At 76.1% G+C, this 16,208-nt stretch carries 14 protein-coding genes and 1 tRNA gene; 10 read left to right on the forward strand and 5 right to left on the reverse strand.

What is annotated here, in order from left to right; all coding sequences use genetic code 11:
* Nucleotides 1-6 precede the first annotated feature (6 nt).
* Both BLS82_RS01495 and BLS82_RS15935 read right to left on the reverse strand, forming a co-directional pair.
* Nucleotides 7-1,713: a GTPase gene (locus tag BLS82_RS01495; protein WP_218123434.1), complete on the reverse strand. Its 1,707-nt coding sequence runs from the start codon at nucleotides 1,711-1,713 to the stop codon at nucleotides 7-9.
* Complete coding sequence (locus BLS82_RS15935) at nucleotides 1,710-3,689, reverse strand: GTPase domain-containing protein (protein ID WP_218123435.1); 1,980 nt, start codon at nucleotides 3,687-3,689, stop codon at nucleotides 1,710-1,712. Before BLS82_RS15935 ends, BLS82_RS01495 begins: the two co-directional genes overlap by 4 nt.
* Nucleotides 3,690-3,789: 100 nt before the next feature.
* On the opposite strand from BLS82_RS15935, the gene BLS82_RS01505 reads away from it, so the two are divergent.
* A tRNA-Arg gene (locus tag BLS82_RS01505) sits at nucleotides 3,790-3,862 on the forward strand.
* 187 nt (nucleotides 3,863-4,049) lie between these two features.
* Here BLS82_RS01505 and BLS82_RS15505 read toward each other — a convergent pair.
* A complete protein-coding gene (locus BLS82_RS15505; RefSeq protein WP_176818869.1) occupies nucleotides 4,050-4,199 on the reverse strand; it encodes a hypothetical protein in 150 nt (49 codons plus the stop codon).
* A 161-nt stretch (nucleotides 4,200-4,360) separates the two neighbouring features.
* Entirely contained in the window at nucleotides 4,361-5,329 is a 969-nt protein-coding gene (locus BLS82_RS01510) for a helix-turn-helix domain-containing protein (protein ID WP_092860981.1), read from the reverse strand.
* An 84-nt stretch (nucleotides 5,330-5,413) separates the two neighbouring features.
* Here BLS82_RS01510 and BLS82_RS01515 point away from each other — a divergent pair, with 84 nt between their 5' ends.
* From BLS82_RS01515 to BLS82_RS01520, 3 genes are all read left to right on the forward strand, one after another.
* Nucleotides 5,414-6,697, forward strand: a complete 1,284-nt coding sequence (locus BLS82_RS01515; protein ID WP_092860983.1) for an APC family permease — start codon at nucleotides 5,414-5,416, stop codon at nucleotides 6,695-6,697.
* A gap of 571 nt (nucleotides 6,698-7,268) precedes the next feature.
* Nucleotides 7,269-7,412 (forward strand): Rv0909 family putative TA system antitoxin, encoded by a 144-nt coding sequence (locus BLS82_RS15145; protein ID WP_143028702.1) that lies wholly within the window; start codon nucleotides 7,269-7,271, stop codon nucleotides 7,410-7,412.
* A gap of 172 nt (nucleotides 7,413-7,584) precedes the next feature.
* On the forward strand, nucleotides 7,585-7,854 hold the full coding sequence (locus BLS82_RS01520) for a hypothetical protein (RefSeq protein WP_092860985.1): 270 nt from the start codon (nucleotides 7,585-7,587) through the stop codon (nucleotides 7,852-7,854).
* Between the two features lie 165 nt (nucleotides 7,855-8,019).
* On the opposite strand, the gene BLS82_RS16210 is transcribed toward BLS82_RS01520, so the two are convergent.
* The gene (locus BLS82_RS16210; RefSeq protein ID WP_255378045.1) at nucleotides 8,020-8,145 is read right to left on the reverse strand and encodes a hypothetical protein; all 126 of its coding nucleotides are present in this window, start codon (nucleotides 8,143-8,145) and stop codon (nucleotides 8,020-8,022) included.
* A 102-nt stretch (nucleotides 8,146-8,247) separates the two neighbouring features.
* Here BLS82_RS16210 and BLS82_RS01525 point away from each other — a divergent pair, with 102 nt between their 5' ends.
* From BLS82_RS01525 to BLS82_RS01550, 6 genes are all read left to right on the forward strand, one after another.
* On the forward strand, nucleotides 8,248-9,456 hold the full coding sequence (locus BLS82_RS01525; protein WP_218123436.1) for a PP2C family protein-serine/threonine phosphatase: 1,209 nt from the start codon (nucleotides 8,248-8,250) through the stop codon (nucleotides 9,454-9,456).
* A gap of 152 nt (nucleotides 9,457-9,608) precedes the next feature.
* The gene (locus tag BLS82_RS01530) at nucleotides 9,609-11,876 is read left to right on the forward strand and encodes a hypothetical protein (protein ID WP_092860987.1); all 2,268 of its coding nucleotides are present in this window, start codon (nucleotides 9,609-9,611) and stop codon (nucleotides 11,874-11,876) included.
* Nucleotides 11,873-13,342: a hypothetical protein gene (locus BLS82_RS01535; RefSeq protein WP_092860989.1), complete on the forward strand. Its 1,470-nt coding sequence runs from the start codon at nucleotides 11,873-11,875 to the stop codon at nucleotides 13,340-13,342. The genes BLS82_RS01530 and BLS82_RS01535 overlap by 4 nt, the downstream gene beginning before the upstream one ends.
* A 257-nt stretch (nucleotides 13,343-13,599) precedes the next feature.
* Nucleotides 13,600-13,992: a PPOX class F420-dependent oxidoreductase gene (locus BLS82_RS01540; RefSeq protein ID WP_092862524.1), complete on the forward strand. Its 393-nt coding sequence runs from the start codon at nucleotides 13,600-13,602 to the stop codon at nucleotides 13,990-13,992.
* Nucleotides 13,993-14,113: 121 nt separating this feature from the next.
* The gene (locus BLS82_RS01545; protein WP_092860991.1) at nucleotides 14,114-15,418 is read left to right on the forward strand and encodes a sensor histidine kinase; all 1,305 of its coding nucleotides are present in this window, start codon (nucleotides 14,114-14,116) and stop codon (nucleotides 15,416-15,418) included.
* On the forward strand, nucleotides 15,406-16,065 hold the full coding sequence (locus BLS82_RS01550) for a response regulator transcription factor (protein ID WP_092860993.1): 660 nt from the start codon (nucleotides 15,406-15,408) through the stop codon (nucleotides 16,063-16,065). Before BLS82_RS01545 ends, BLS82_RS01550 begins: the two co-directional genes overlap by 13 nt.
* Nucleotides 16,066-16,208: the final 143 nt, after the last annotated feature.

The following is a 16,208-nucleotide window of genomic DNA, read 5'->3' on the forward strand; positions in this document are numbered from 1 at the left end:
GGGCCCTCAGCGGGGTGCGGCGGCGTCCAGCAGCTCGCGGGTGCGCCGGTGCTGGGCGAGGACCGCGGCGACGGCGTCGAGGAGGCGCTCGCGGGCCACGGCGCCGATCGCCTCGCGCAGCCGCGCCTCCACCCGCCGCCGCCGGCGGCGGGCCCGGCGCCGCACCAGCGGAGCGCACAGCGCCGCCAGTGCGATGCCGGCCAGCGCGCCCCCGAGGAGGAGCAGGGTGGGCACCGGCACGTCGAACGGGTCCGCGCCGACGCGCGGCACGGGCGGCTGCGGCAGCTGCAGCCACGCCAGCAGGCCCATCGCGCCCAGCCACACGGCCCCGACGACGACGGCCGCGGCCAGCAGCAGCTGCAGCGCCGAGACGAGCGCGTACCAGCGCGGCGGCGGGCTCGTCAGGTCCACCGACTGCACCGCCTGGTCCAGGGCGTCGGCGAGGTCGTCGACGGCCGGCGCCGCGGCGGCGCGCACCGCGTCGGCCCACCGCTGCGGCAGCTCGGCGGCCGCGGCCCCCGCCACCGCCCGCGCCGCGGTCGCGACCTGGGCGCGCTGGGCGGGCGTCGGGTCGGGCAGCGAGGAGCGCTGCAGGCGGCGCAGCGCCTCCTCGACCTCCTCGTCCCGGGCAGCTCGCCCGGCCCGGCCGCCCTCCTGCCGCTCGGCCAGGTGCAGGCGACGCAGCGGGTCCGGGCGCAGGCGCCGGGCCCAGCGGGTGAACGGCCAGCCTGTGCTGGCCCGCCCCCGGCGCACCTCGGAGGCGCGGACGGCGTCCAGCACGGTCGGCACCCCGGCGGCGCGCGCCAGGGCGTCGACGAGCTGGTCCGCGCCGGGCGCGCGCGCCGGGTCCGGCTCGGTGGGCGCGACGCCGGCGCGCAGGCGCGAGACCGCGTGCGCGAGGTCGGCCTCGGTGCGCTGGGTCGCTGCCGTGCGGGCCTGCACGATCCCGGTCAGCAGGTCGCGCAGGGCGGGCACCCCGACGCCGGTGCGCGCGGAGGCGCGCAGCAGCCGCACCCGCGTCAGCCCGTCGGCGTCCAGCAGCCGGCGCAGGTCGGCCTCGCAGGCGTCGGCCTCCTCCGGGGTCAGCGTGTCGACCTGGTTGAGCACGACGAGGACGACGCCCTGGTGGTCGACGAGGTGGCGCAGGTAGCCGGCGTGCAGCGCGGCGTCGGCGTACTTCTGCGGGTCGACCACCCACACCAGCAGGTCCACCAGGCCGACGAGGCGGTCCACCTGCAGGCGGTGGGAGACGGCGGTGGAGTCGTGGTCGGGCAGGTCCAGCAGCACCAGCCCGGACAGCGGGGCCTCGGTGTCGGCGTCGAGCACGCTCACCCGCTCGGTGCGGTGCCGGCGCGGCACCTCCAGCCAGTCGAGGAGGGACTCGGGCACGTCGCCCCACGTGCACGCCGTGGGCGCGGACGTCGTCGGCCGGCGCACCCCGACGCGGGAGACCTCCAGGCCCGCGAGGGCGTTGAACAGGCTCGACTTGCCACTGCCGGTGGCGCCGGCGAGCGCGACCACCGAGGCGTCGGCCGCCGCGCCGTCCCGGAAGCGCTCGCGCGCGCGGGCGAGGACCACGCGGGCGGCCGCGACGGCGTCCGGGTCGAGGCGCTCGCCGCCGACCTCGAGCGCCTCCTGCAGCGCGGACAGCGCACGGGGCAGGCCCGCGGCGGCGGCGTCGGCGCGGCGCGCCGCGGTCGACGCGCTGCTCACGCCTCCGCTCCGTCCTGCCCCGCGGCGCCGTCCTGTTCTGCACCGTCCTGCTCGGCGCCGTCCTGCTCGGCGCCGTCCTGCTCGGCGCCGTCCTGCTCGGCGGCGTCCTGCTCCGCGGCGCTGGCCCCGGCCACGGTGCGGGCGACGTCGCGCAGGCGCGGCCCGTCGCCCGTGCTCGGCGGCAGCAGGGCGGCCAGCTCGGCCCGCTGCCCCGCGAGCAGGTCCTCCACGCGGCGCACGAGGTCCTTGCGCGCGGCCTCGGCCAGCTCGCGCACGGCCTGGTCGCCGAAGACGGCCTCCAGCACCCGCTGCGCCAGGGCCGCGGTGGCGGCGGCGATGCCCGCCTCCGCGCCCGTCAGGCCCGCGCTGCCCGCGAAGACGACGAGCATGAGGACGGCGCCCGCGCCGGAGACCCCGAGGGAGAGCAGCAGCGCCTGGCTGCGCCGCCCCTGGCCCTCCGCGCGCACGAGGTCCAGGACGTGCCCCTGCCAGTCGCGCACCAGCCGCTCCACGTCCTCGCCCGTGCGCGCGGGCAGGCGCGGGTCGGCGAGGCCGGCGCGCTGCGGCGGCAGGTGCGCCAGCAGCGCGGCGCCCGAGGGGCGGGCGCGCCAGCGCAGCAGCGCCTGCTCGCGGCCGCGCGCCGCGGCGTCCACCACGAGGGCCGCCACGCCCCCGGCCAGGGCCTCCCCCAGCCGCTCGGCGGGCGGCGGGCGGCGGCGCACGGCGGCGACCACGCGGTCGCGCACCCGCCCGACGGCGCCCTGCAGCGAGCGCAGCAGCTCCCCGGTGCCGACGAACTCCTGCCAGCGGGCGAGGACCTCCCCGCGCAGCAGCGTGCCGTCGGAGAGGTGGTCCGAGAGCCCGTCGGTGGCGCCGGCGTAGGCCTCCTCGAGGTCGGCGCGCAGCGCCTCGACCTCCGCGTCCTGCGCGTCGGCGGAATCCGCGAGCCGCGGCACGCGCACCTGCAGGGAGGCCAGGGCCCCGCTCAGGGTGCGGCGCACGACGACGTCGCGGCTGCGCGCGTCGGCGGCGATCTGCGCCAGCCACGCGCGCAGGGGCGCCAGCTGCTCCTCCGGCAGCATCCCGCCGTCCAGGGCCGACTCGACGAGCGTGAACAGCGGGGCGTGCTCGAGCCCGGCCTCCTGCAGCATGCGGGCGAGGTCCTCGCGCACCTCCTCCACGGCGTCGGGGGGCACGCGGTCGAGGACGACGGCCACGGCCGTGCCGCGCTCGGTGGCCGTGCGCAGCACCTCCCACGGCACGGCGTCGGCGTAGCGGGCGGCGGTGGTGACGAACAGCCACAGGTCGGCGGCGCCGAGCAGCTGGACGGCGAGGTCGCGGTTGGCCTCGACGACGGAGTCGACGTCGGGGGCGTCGAGCAGGGCCAGGCCCGGTGTCTGCGCGAAGTCGGGCACGAGCAGCAGGCCCCGCGCCGAGCCGATCGGCGTCGCGGCGACCGCGGCGGTCGCGGTGGCGGTGGTGCTCGTCGTGCCGTTCGCGCTGCCGTTCGCGCGCGCGTCGCCGTCGCGCCAGCCCTGGGAGCGCGCGTCGTCCCGCTCGTCCGGGGGCACGGCCCCGGTCAGGCGCGGCAGGTGCGGCAGCACCTGCGGCGAGGTGAACCACGCCGTGTCGTCCGGGTGGTGCACGAGCACGGGCTGGCGCGTCGTGGGACGCAGCACGCCCGGCGTCGTGACGTGGTGGCGCACCAGGGAGTTGACGAGCGTGGACTTGCCGGCCCCCGTCGAGCCGCCGACCACCGCGAGCAGCGGGGCGTCGAGGCGGCGCAGGCGCGGGATCAGGTAGTCGTCGAGCTGGCCGAGCAGGCGCGTGCGCTCGCGGCGGCTGGCCTCGACACCGCCGGTCTCCAGGGGCAGGCTCAGGGCGTCGACGCGCGCGCGCAGCGTCTCGAGGGCGTCGAGCAGCGAGACCGGGCCCCCCGCGGAGGCCGGTCCGTCCTCGCGCGCCGGTGAGCTCACGGGCACAGACTGCCTGGCGGGGGTGGTCCCGTCCAACGCCGGGTCGGGGCGCGTCGCGCACGCCCTACGCTGCCGGTGCGGCGGCCGCGGCCGCCGCACCGCCCTCGTAGCTCAGCGGACAGAGCACCGGACTTCTAATCCGACGGTCGCAGGTTCGAATCCTGCCGGGGGCGCCCGTGATCACGTTCTGACAGCACGAACGCTGTTCGGCGACACCGGTGGTGAGCACGTACTGACCTGCCTGAGGCTCGTCGCTCGTAGAACGGTCACGGTGCTCGGCCGGGTGCCTCGGACGAGGTTCGCGCTCGCCCGCACGCGCGTCCTGGATGGGCGTGGTCAGCTCCTGGGGCGCGGGCCGGCTCAGCGGGGCTCGAGCTGCACCTGGTGCTCCGCCCGGTCCGCGGCGTCCTGGTGGTCCTGCTCGGAGCGGTCAGCGGCCGTCGCCGCTCTCCTCCATCCGTGGCCGGTGCTCGCGGCGCGCGGGCACGACGTGGAAGACGTGCGGCTCACGCAGGGAGGATGGACCTCGACCACCACCTCCAGCAGCGGTGCGCCGGGCGAGCCGCGACAGCGAAGCGCGCGCCACGTCCGGCGGAGTCGTCATCGACGGGAAGCGAGGGAGACCTCCCGCTCGACACCTCGCCCGCGACGAGCTGCGTGACGCAGTGGGTTCAGCCCGTCGCCGTCCGCCGGGTGAAGGCCGCCCGGTAGGCGGTGGGCGTCGTCCCGGTCTGGCGGCTGAAGTGCAGTCGCAGGTTGGCCGCCGTCCCCAGGCCGCTCTGCTGGGCGACCTGCTCGATCGGCAGACCGGTGTCCTCCAGGAGCTGGCGGGCCCGGCGGACCCGCTCGGCGGTGAGCCACTGCAGCGGCGGGAGCCCCAGCTCGGCGGTGAACCGGCGGGTGAGCGTGCGGGTGGTGGTGTCGGCCCGGCGAGCGAGCAGCCCCAGGGTGAGCTGCTGGTCCAGGCGGGACCGCGCCCAGTCCAGCAGGGGCGCCAGCGCCGAGTCGGGGACCGTCGGCAGCGGGGTCGAGACGTACTGGGCCTGGCCGCCCTGCCGGTGCGGGGGCACGACGAGCCGCCGGGCCACCTCGGCCGCGATCGCCGTCCCGTGGTCCCGGCGCACGAGCTCCAGGCAGAGGTCGATCCCCGCCGCGGTGCCAGCCGACGTCGCGACCCGGCCGTCCACCTCGTAGAGCACGTGCGGGTCGACGTGGACGGCGGGGAACCGCCCGGCCAAGGCGGCTGCGTGCATCCAGTGCGTGGTGGCCCGGCGCCCGTCGAGCAGCCCGGCCGCGGCCAGGGCGAAGGCGCCGGTGCAGACGCTGGCGATCCGGGCGCCCCGCCGGTGCGCCTCCTGCAGGGCGTCGAGGAGCTCGCCCGGCACCTCCGCGTCGAAGGACGCCAGGGCCGGCACCACCACGGTGTCCGCGCTGCGCAGCACGTCCAGGCGGGCGTCGACCCTCAGGACCATCGGCGCACCCTGCAGACGCACGGGCGCCTCGCCGGTGCCGCAGACCCGCACCTCGTACGGCCGGGGCAGCAGGTCCGGGCGCGGCATTCCGAAGACCTCTCCGGCGACCCCGATGTCGAACAGCGGCATCCCGTCCAGGACGGGCACCGCGACGACGTGGGGACGCATCCCGCCACGCTAGTGGCTCGATCCTGCCGAGAGGTGGCTGCCTGGCCGCTGTTCGGCGGCACCCGGCTCGGGAACGCTTGTCCGGTGACGACGACCCCGGACACCGACAGCCCCCGCTCCGCCGAGCGGGGGCTGGGGCCGGTGACCGGTACGGCGCTGACGATCGCCGGGGTGGTCGGCACCGGGGTCCTGGTGCTGCCCGCCCTGGCGGTCGAGGACGCCGGCCCGGCCGCCCTGGTCGCCGTCGCAGTGCTCGTCGCCCTCTCGGTGCCGCTGGCCGTCACGTTCGCAGCGCTGGGCTCGCGCTTCCCCGCCGCCGGCGGGGTCTCCAGCTTCGTCGTCCGCGCCCTGGGCCCGGCCGCCGGCACCGTCACCGCCTGGTGGTTCTACCTCGGCGTGCCGCTCGGGGTCCCCGCGATGGGGCTCTTCGCCGGGGACTACGTCCAGGCCGCCGTCGGTGGCGGGACTGCGACCCGGCTGGGCACCGCGCTGCTGGTCCTCGCCGTCGCAGCCGCGGCCACCGCGCGGGGCGTGCAGGTCTCCGGCGGGATGCAGGTGGCCCTCACGGCGCTGCTGGTCGGAGGGCTGCTGGTGGTCCTGACGCTGGTCGCCCCCGCCCTCCAGCTCGAGCGGCTGACCCCGGTCGCACCGAACGGCTGGGGCGCGGTGGCGCCCGCTGCCCTGGTCCTGGTCTGGTTGCTCACCGGATGGGAGGCCGCCACCCACCTCACGGGCCGCTTCTGCGACGCCCGGCGCGACGTGCCCCGCGCCACGGCGGTGACCCTGGTCGTCGTCGCGGTCCTGTCCGGCGGCACCACCCTCGCGCTGCTCACCGTGCCCGGCATCGACGCCGGCGGGGGCGCACCGGTGACCCAGCTGCTCAGCACGGTCATCGGCGGGGCGGCCGGGACCGCCGCGGCCGTCCTGGCGGTGGCCGTCACCCTGGGCAGCACGAACACCTACGTGGCCGGCCTGGCCGAGCTCGGCGCGGAGATGGGGCGCACCGGGCAGGCACCCCGCTGGCTGGCCTCGACACCGGGCGCCGTCCCCCGCCGCAGCCTCGCCGTCGTCGCGGTGCAGGCGCTGGCCAGCCTGGCCGCCGTCGCGGTCCTCGGGTGGTCGACCGAGCACCTGGTGCTGCTCACCGCCGCCTCCCAGGTCGCGGTCTACGGCGCCGGGCTCATCGCCGCCCTACGCCTGCTGCCCGGCAGGACGGCCGGCTGGTGGGCCGCAGCGGTGTCCCTGCCCCCGATCCTGCTCCTGGCCGCCCTCAGCGGCTGGTACCTGCTCGCCCCCGCCGGCCTCGCCGTCGCAGCCCTCGCACACCGCCGTCTCAGCGGCAGGCGGATCCTCGCCTCCGTCGACTGAAGCGCGGAACCGGAACCGCTGGAGACTCGGCGGTCAGCTCTTCTGCCCTCGGTCCTTCCGCCCTCGGTCCTGGACCGCTTCGCGGCCACCGGGACCCTGACGCGAACGGCGAGGAGCTGACGACGGGACCGACCGACGCGCTCAGCCGAGGTGTCCCCGCCGCGCTCATCGAGCCGGCTGTCGCCGCGGCTCTGAGGAGCTCGAGGGACGCTCTCGGTCCAGGTACCCGGTGTCGGGGTCGATGTCGGCGAGGGGAGCGCTGATCGCCGCCCTCATCTCGTCCTCCGTCAGCGGACGGCTCGGAGACGCTCCCCTGCTGGAGCCGTACGACGGTTCGTGCCTCCCGCTCGACCACGTGACGTCGAACCCCTCGACCTCGCGCGCCGCCTGGTCCCGGACTCGAGCACCGCCGCGCGGCCACGTCCGCGAGCACGCTTCGACCCACTCGACCGCGTCCGAGTGGCCGTCGGCTCGAGCACGGGTCCGGTCCGCCGGATCGCGACCGCGGCGCGGCGGTTGAACACTGGCGGTGGGGCGGGATCCCCTGCCCCACCGACACAGGAGGAGCGACATGGGTCTGGACGACATGAAGGAGAAGGCCAGCGACGCGGGCATCCAGAAGGCCGGTGACGCCGCCGAGCAGAAGTCGGGCGGCAAGGGCGCTGCGCAGATCGACAAGGCCGAGCAGGCCGCCGACCAGAAGATCGGCCAGTAGCGGACCGGTCGGACGTCCACCGCCGCGCCTGGAGCTCCGGCGAGGGGCCCAGGCGCGGCGGCACCCGGGGCAGGAGCGGCTCCCGGACCGCGTCACTGGTGCGTCGGCCACCGCACCGCTCGGGCGGGGTGGCCCCGGGGACGTCGAGGATCACGGAGACGAGGGTCGGCAGATGGCGAAGCCCGGCAAGCGGTCCTGGTTGGCCCGGCTGGAGGACGAGCTGAAGGCGTTCTACGGCCCGTCGCAGCTCGGCGGGGCCGAGGGCCCGCGACGACGCTCGACGGACCGCCTGGAGGGCGCCGGGGGCGACTACGAGATGCACCGCGGTCCGGACGGGCGCGCCTACCTGGTGGCGCGCCCGAAGGCCCGGCCGGCTGCGGACCCGGGCGCCGACGATGCTGGAGCGGACGGGCAGCGCAGAGGCAGGCCGCGCCGGCGGTAGGGAGCCGCCGGCGGACGACCTCCCCGCTGCCCTCACCCCTCGACGGCGGCCTCGGGCAGCCCCGCGGGCTCGTCGCCGATCTCGAGGCGCAGCCCGTGCAGGGTGGCCACCCGCGGTCGTGCACGGCCTCGTCGAACAGGCGATCAGGGCCGGGGTTCCCGACGGTCACCGACCAAGGGCCCCGTCGTCGATGGCGAAGGGCACGTCGTCGACGGCGTCCTCGACCTGGCGCGGAACGCCGTCGTAGGTGACGACGGCGCTGAAGGCGTCCCCTTCCCCGACGCCCTGCACGGGCGTGACGGTGAGCTCACCACCGCCGCGGGACCACGCCGCGGGCCGGTTCGGAAGGCGTGCGGGTCCTCGCGCGCCGAGCGCGTGCGGCAGGGTGTGACCGTGATCGACGGCCCTGCCCCCGCGGCACGCCCAGACCCCCTGCGCTCCCTGCTGCAGGCCTCCCACCTGCTGTCCGCCGACCAGCTGCCCCGCGCGGTGGCCGAGCAGGCCGCGGGCTTCGGCGCCCGGGAGGTGGTGGTCTACCTCGTGGACTACGAGCAGTCGGTGCTGGTGCCGCTGCAGGGCGAGGGGGTGCCGCCCCGCCAGGAGCTGTCCATCGGCGGCACCATCGCCGGGCTGGTCTACCGGCGGGTCCAGGCCCGCACGAGCGCGGGCCGCCGGGGCGGGCAGCGGCTGTGGCTGCCGCTGCTGGACGGCGTCGAGCGCCTCGGCGTGCTCGAGGTCGTCCTCGACCAGGTCACCGCCGAGCTGGAGGAGGAGGCCCGCGCCTACGCCACCCTGGTCGCCGAGCTGGTCGTGGTCAACGACGCCTACAGCGACGCCTTCTCCCGGGTGCGGCGACGCCGGACGATGAGCCTGGCCGCGGAGATGCAGTGGGAGCTGCTGCCCCCGTTGAGCTTCGCCACCGACCGGGTCGTGATCACCGGGGCGCTGGAGCCGGCCTACGACATCGGCGGGGACACCTTCGACTACGCCGTCAGCGGGGACACCGCCGACCTGCTCGTGCTGGACGCCATCGGCCACGGCCTGCCCGCCGCGGTGCTGGCCAGCGTCGCGGTCAGCGCCTACCGCCACGCCCGGCGCCAGGTGCTGGATCTGCCCGACATCGCCGCGGCGATGGACCGGGTGATCGCCGAGCAGTTCGGTCCCGAGCGCTTCGCCACCGCCGTGATCGCCCGCCTGGACCTGGCCACGGGTCGGCTGCGGTGGATCAACGCCGGCCACCCCCCGCCGCTGCTGCTGCGCGCCGGTGCCCTGACGGCGCTGTCCGAGTGCTCGCCCGAGCTGCCCCTGGGCCTGCAGGAGGCCAAGGCGAGCTGCTGCGAGGCCCGGCTGGAGCCGGGCGACCGCGTGCTGCTGCACACCGACGGGATCGTCGAGGCCCGCTCCCCCGACGGGCTGTTCTTCGGCGAGGAGCGGCTCGCCGCGTTCGTCCTGCGCGCCGCCGCCGCGGGGGACCGCGCGCCGGAGACCATCCGCCAGCTGATGCGCCGGATCCTGGCCCACCAGGGCGACCAGCTCCAGGACGACGCCAGCATCATCCTGCTGGAGTGGGCCACCGGGGAGGAGCGGAGGCTGCAGATCTGACCCCCCCTCGGGGGTGTCACACCTGCGACGCGTGCCGCACCCGGCGTTGACCTCCCCCCAGCCCCAGCGGTTCCCTTCGAGGCAGGGCCGCCCCCAGCAGAGCGGCACACCGGCTCGTGGAGAGGACTGGAACGGGAAAGGAGGTCACAGCCGTGGACGACCACGCCCCCGGAACCGCTGAGTGCGAGCTGCTGCCGGTGGCTCGCGACTACGACACCACGTACTTCATCCAGTACACCCCTCTGGTGTACGACTGGGACCCGCGTCGCTACGCCATCCACCCGGGCAGGCGGATGAAGGGGTCGAAGCTGGGCCAGGAGGCCGTCGCCGGGCACGTGGCGGGCGCCAGGGAGAAGCTGCGCGGACGGCCCGCCGGTACGGCGGACGAGTTCCGCGACCTGCTCCGAGCCGGCCGCTCGGTGCTGGGCACGCCGTGGTTCGTGAACGGGTGCCCGATGGACAACCCCTACTGGGCCGTGGGGCTGGAGTTCTCGCAGACCTGGACGTCCCTCGGGTGCAGGCGCGGCCGCCTCATCGGCAGCGTGCCCCTGACGCTCCACCCCGGCGCCAAGGAGGTCTCGGTCCGGTCGTGGGTCCGCCGCACCGCGACCTCGACCGTGACCCAGTCGCTGGAGCGGGCGTCGACGAGCGAGCTCAGCGACGAGGAGAAGTGGTCGCTCTCGACGAAGAAGGCCATCACGCGCCAGAGCGGCGCGTCCTTCAACCCCAGCGCGACGATCAACCAGGTGTCCGTACCGGTCACCGGGTCCATCCCCGTCGGCGTGGGCGGGAACCTCGGCATATCGGGGGACATCAGCAGCGGCGCCAACCGCTCCTCGGAGTCGGCGCGGGAGTACGTGCACTCCACGACGTACAAGACGACGGAAGCCCTCAAGATGGCGCGGAACAGCACCGTCACGGAGCAGGTGGAGGAGGGCACCGAGACCACGACCAGAGAGACCACGGCGAACCCCAACAGGGTCAACACGCTGAACTACCTGTACTACGAGGTCCTCGAGGAGCTCGAGATATCGACGCGGCTCAGCTCGGTGGACCTCTACCTGTTCGTCCCGCTGCCCGTCGAGGAGGTCACCAACAGGTGGCTGCTCGAGCACGAGTGCGTCCTGAAGCCGCTCGTCGAGTGCGAGTCGCTGCGTGCAGGCTTCGACGCGGTGAAGCAGGAGACCGTCCACGAGGCGGTGTCCAGGCGCCGGCGCGCGGCGCGACGGGACTCCGACGGTGCAGCGACGGTCGGCGAGCAGCCCACCGGTCCTGACCCGAAGCCCATCGAGAAGACCGTCGACCGCGTCCTGGAGACGTACGCGAAGCTGACCGGAGCGTCACCCGAGAGTGGAGGCGGACCCGGGAGCTGGCTCTACTGGGCGCTCGTGGACGCACTCGCCCACGACGTGCGCGACGCCCTGGGCGTCCTCGACGAGCAGTGGGGGGCAGCCAGCGCCGAGGACGAGGAGGACCCGGCGGAGCTCGGCGCCCTGCTGGACCAGTTCTTCACCGCGCTGGGTCCACCGGACGACGCCTTCCTTCCCGTCGACTCCGTCGTGGCGGCCATCACCGCAGGCGCCTTCATCACCTCCCCCGTGGTCGCGACGATCCTCCTCTCGCTCGAGCTGGCGGGCATCGACGCCGCTCCGGACGACGAGGGCCTGCGCAGGCGCATCCTCGCGCTGCAGAACAAGTACGAGGCGTTCCTCGCCCCCGTGGTGGAAGCGCTGCCTCCTGCAGCTCCCCCGGCGCCCGGCGCCGGCGCGCAGGGGAGCGCCGGTGCCGCACCCACCTACGCCGAGCTCGCCCAGCAGCAGCTGCTCGCCGACGCCGCGCAGGCGGAGGCGGTGGAGGCCGAGGTCGAGGCGCGACGGCTGCGCAACCACGTCCGTGACCACCTGATGTTCTACTACCAGGCGATCTGGTCCAGCTGGCCCCACGCCACCGTCGAGGAGCACCTGCGAGACGCCGGTGTCTCCGACCTCGTCGAGCACCGCTTCTCCGGGTTCCGCGGGTCGTACGCGGCCTGCCGCGTCCTGCCTGCTGTCGCCGAGGAGCGGGACCAGATCGATGTGGGAGCGCTTCGCGCGGACCTCCTGACCCGTGCCAGCGCGGCCGATCCCCGGTACTCCCGGACCATCGCCGTACCGACGCCCGGCGTCGTGGTCGAGCCCCTCCTCGGTGCGTGCGAGGGCGGAGACGCCTTCGTCCAGGAGCACCGTGCGCTCGACCTGCGCGTGCGGGCCGCGGAGGCGGAGAGGGCCGAGCAGGAGGCGAGCACCACCCGCCTGGAGGCGGAGCGCCGGCAGGTCAGGCTCGACACCGGCGACACCTCGGACCCGGTGTCCAGACCCGCCACCCCCATCGGCGTCGAGCTCCTCGGGCGCCCGGCCTCCTCACCCGCCGACGACTCATGACCCGCCCACCCTCCATCGCAGCCGCCACCGCCCAGACGGTCGCCGCTGCGCGGCCCCCGCAGGACGCGAGGGCGGCTCACCCGCTGCTGCCCATCGCGCAGGCGGCCCGCCAGCGCGACCTCGACCTCGTCGAGATGGCGGTCGACGTCGGCCTGCCAGGAGGGTGGCCGCTGGCTGGTCTGGTCACCCAGGTCCGTGTGGCCGCTTTCGCCTACGTGGATCCGCCTGGCGGTTCCGTCGTGCTCTCGGTCCGGCAGCGGGAGGTCCGCCTGCGGTTCTCACCGCAGCTGAAGGTCGCCGCCGGGCTCGGTGGGCGCCTGCAGGCGACGTACGGCTTCCACGTCCTGTCGTACGACTTCTCGACGCAGCAGGTCAGCTGCCCGGTCCAGCTCCTCGCCGCGGGGGACGACACGTCGCCCGGTGGACCAGCGGCTCGGGGAGCGCAGGAGATCGCGGACACCGTCGTGGAGAAGATGGCTGACAGGCTCAGGGCGGCCGTGCAGGCCACTCGGATGGGGCGCAGGGACTACTCGATCCTCACGGACCAGGATCCACTGGCCACCGCTCGAGCAGTCCTGGAGCACTTCGTCCGAGATCCCGGTCGCTCCCGCACGAGCGCGCTGGTGACCCTGGCGAAGCTGCAGGAGCTGAGCGGTGCCGTGGACGTGCTGCGCCAGGCGGCCGCGGAGGTGGCAGCAGCAGCGCTGAGCAGCTGGGCGGCTCCCGAGGTGTCGTCCGGCCTCCTGCTCAGCCAGGTCCGCCTCCGCCGGGTGTCGCTGTCCTTCTCGCTGCTGCGCGCGGTGCGCAGACCGGAGGGAGCAGCCCGCGCCCTGCGCGTGGAGGCGGGAACGTCCTTGCAGGTGGCCGGGCGGTTCGACGTCGACCTGCTCACCCTGTCATCGCTGCTGGGACCGGTGGGCACGACGCCGGGGACGGCCGCGACCGTGAGCGCGGTGGCCCCGCGGCTGGGCTTCCAGGGCGTCGACCTCAGCGGAGCGGTGCAGGTCGTCTACGGGGGAGAGGCCGTCGCCACCCTGCGCGACGTCGGGATCACTGCGGACGGAGCCGTCGAGGTCGTGAGGTGGGACCTCACCGCGAGGGGTGAGCAGCTGCTCTCGGCGGCGATGACGATCGGAGGGGTGGACCTCATCGCGATGGACCGCACCCTCGGGTCGCTCGTCGGCGCGTTCGTCTCCCTGCTCGCCTTCCTGGACGGGGTTCGAGCGTCCGGGGCGGCCGGGCGGGGTGCTGGCGCGGCGGACGCGCTGTCGAGGTTCCTGGCGGGAGGCCTGCAGCACCACGAGTCGCTCGTGGTCGAGCCGCTGGGCCTGCGAGTCCTCGAGTCGGAGGTCGAGAGCGCGCTCACCAGCGGACTGCGGCACCTGCTGCACGTCCACGTCGAACGGCCGCTCGGGATGACCCTGCGGCAGCTCTTCGGCCACGAGCCGGTCGTCAGGATCCCGTGACGGGACCGGCGTCCGGCCGGTCCTGCTGCGGGAGCCCTCGGAGCGTCCCGAGGCCGAGGTGCCGCCTCCTGCGCGCCGGGCCAGCATGGGCGGCGTGCGAGCGCGGACACCGACCCGGACGAGCGCCGCCGCCGCTGCGCTCTCCGCGGCGCTTCGGCGGCGCGACCGCGCCTGAGGCCGACCCCCGACCACCCCGCAGGGCGGCGCGACGCGTGCGGCGCGCCACCGTGCAGCCCGACCCCGAGACGAGGACGACCGTGAACCTGCCCGAGGACCTCCTGGCGCTGCTGCGCCGCCCCAGCACCTGCTACTTGAGCACGCTGATGCCGGACGGCTCACCCCACCTGACGCAGACCTGGGTCGACACCGACGGGCAGCACATCGTGATCAACACCGTCGCGGGCTTCCAGAAGCTGCGCAACGTCGAGCGCGACCCGCGGGTGGCCGTGGCCGTGTTCGACCCCGCCGCCCCCGTGCGCTACTACTCCGTGCGCGGGCGCGTGGTGGCCACCACCACCGACGGCGGCGCCGAGCACATCGAGGCCCTCGCCCACAAGTACACCGGCGGGCCCTACCCCTGGTACGGCGGCCGGGACCAGGTGCGCACCGTGGTCACCATCGCCGCCGAGCGGGTCAGGTCCCTGCCCTGAGGACCTGCTCCGTCCTGCTGGTCCGTCCCGCTGCAGCGGGCTGCGCCGCTCCGCGCTCGCGCGCGCGGCTGCTGGCACCCGCCGGGCGCGGCGGCCTAGGGTCGCCGGCGAGGAGGTGGCGATGTCGGTCCAGCAGAGCCGGGCGCCCGCGACCCGCCACGTCGGCGCGGCGGGGGCCACGCGCACCGTGGTGCGCGTGGCCGAGGGCACGTCGGCCGCGGTGCGCCAGCTCACCGGCGGCATGGGCACCGCGCTGGTGGCGCTCCTCGTCCTGCTCGGGGTGGTGCTCACCGCTGCGCTCTGCCTGGTCGGGGTCGGGCTGCTCGCGGTGCCGCGCGCGCTGGGCGCGGTGCGCGGGGTCGCCGACCTGGAGCGGGAGCGGCTCAGCCGGTGGGGTCCGGAGCTGCTCGACCCGGACCCGACCGGGAGGCCGCTGACGCTGCGGGCGGCCGCCGCCGACAGCACCACCCGCCGGGAGCTGGCCTGGCTGAGCACCCACGCCACCGCGGGGCTGCTGCTCGGCGCGGCCGGGGTGGTGCTCCCGCTCTTCGCCGTGCGCGACCTCAGCTTCCCCCTGTGGTACTGGCTGGTGCCCCCGAACACGACGAGCACCACCTCCATCGGGCTGGGGGGCATGGCCGACAGCTGGGTCGACGCGCTCGTGTCCTTCCTGGTGGGCCTGGGTTGGGTGGCCGCCATGGTGGGGCTGGCACCGGGCCTGGCGCGCCTGCAGGAGCGGCCCGGACGGCGGCTGCTGGGGCCCGACGGCGAGACCGACCTGTCCCTGCGGGTGGCGCAGCTGACCGCCACGCGGGCCGCGGCCCTGAACGCCCACGCCGTCGAGCTGCGGCGCATCGAGCGGTCGCTGCACGACGGCACCCAGAACCGCCTCGTCGCCGCCACCGTGCTGCTCGGCGCCGCCCGCCGCGCGGTGGCCCGCGATCCCGCCGCCGCCGAGGAGCTCCTCGAGCGCGCGCAGAGCGCCGCCGAGCACGCGCTCGGCGAGCTGCGCGCGGTCGTGCGCAGCATCCTGCCTCCGGTGCTGGCCGACCGCGGCCTGGCCGGTGCCCTCGACGGCCTGGCCGCCACGTGCCCGGTGCCCTGCCGCCTGGAGGTCGACGCCGGGGTGGGCGAGGGGCGGTGCGCGGCCTCGGTGGAGGCGACCGCCTACTTCGTGGTGGCCGAGGCCCTGACCAACACCGCCAAGCACGCCCAGGCCCAGCGCGTCGACGTCACCGTCCGCCGCCGCGGTGAGCGCCTGCTGGTGCAGGTCGTCGACGACGGGCGCGGTGGCGCCGACCCGGCCGGCGGGTCCGGGCTGGCCGGCGTGCGCCGCCGGGCCGAGGCGCTCGACGGCGTCCTGACCGTGACCTCCCCGCCCGGGGGCCCCACCACCGTGGCCGTGGAGCTGCCGTGCGGATCGTGATCGCCGAGGACGACGCGCTGCTGCGCGAGGGCCTCGCCCTGCTGCTGCGCGCCGAGGGCCTGGACGTGGTGGCCACCGCCGGCGACCCCTCCGGCCTGCTGGACGCCGTCGACGCCCACACCCCCGACGTCGCGATCGTCGACGTGCGGATGCCCCCGACCCACACCGACGAGGGCATCCGCGCCGCCGTGGGGGCCCGCCGCCGCCACCCGGGCCTGGCCGTGCTCGTGCTCTCCGCGTACGTCGAGCAGGCGTTCGCCACCGACCTGCTCGGCGCGGGCGCCGCCGGCCTGGGCTACCTGCTCAAGGAGCGGGTGGGGCGGGTGCAGGAGTTCCTCGACGCGCTGCACCGCGTGGTGGCGGGGGGCACCGCCGTCGACCCCGAGGTCGTCGCGCAGCTGTTCGCCCGCACCCGCCCCGACGCCGGGCTGGACCGGCTGAGCCCCCGGGAGCGCGAGGTGCTGGCCCTGATGGCCGAGGGGTTGGGCAACGCCGCGATCGCCGAGCGGCTGTTCGTCACCGACGGCGCCGTGCACAAGCACATCCGCAGCATCTTCGCCAAGCTCGACCTGCCCCCCACCGACGACGTGGACCGGCGGGTGGCCGCCGTCCTGCGCCACCTCGAGGACGCCCGCCGCCCCCGGTGAGCGCCGCTGCGCCACCACGCCGCCGCGCCGGGCTCGGCAGGTGCCGGTCAGCAGGTGCCGGTCAGCGGGTGCTGGCCAGGAGGTGGTCGACCTCGACCGCGGGGTCGCTGACCCAGGAGCGGGCCGGGCCAGCTGCTCGGCGC

The organism is Quadrisphaera sp. DSM 44207, assembly GCF_900101335.1.
In the GTDB taxonomy this organism is placed as follows: domain Bacteria; phylum Actinomycetota; class Actinomycetes; order Actinomycetales; family Quadrisphaeraceae; genus DSM-44207.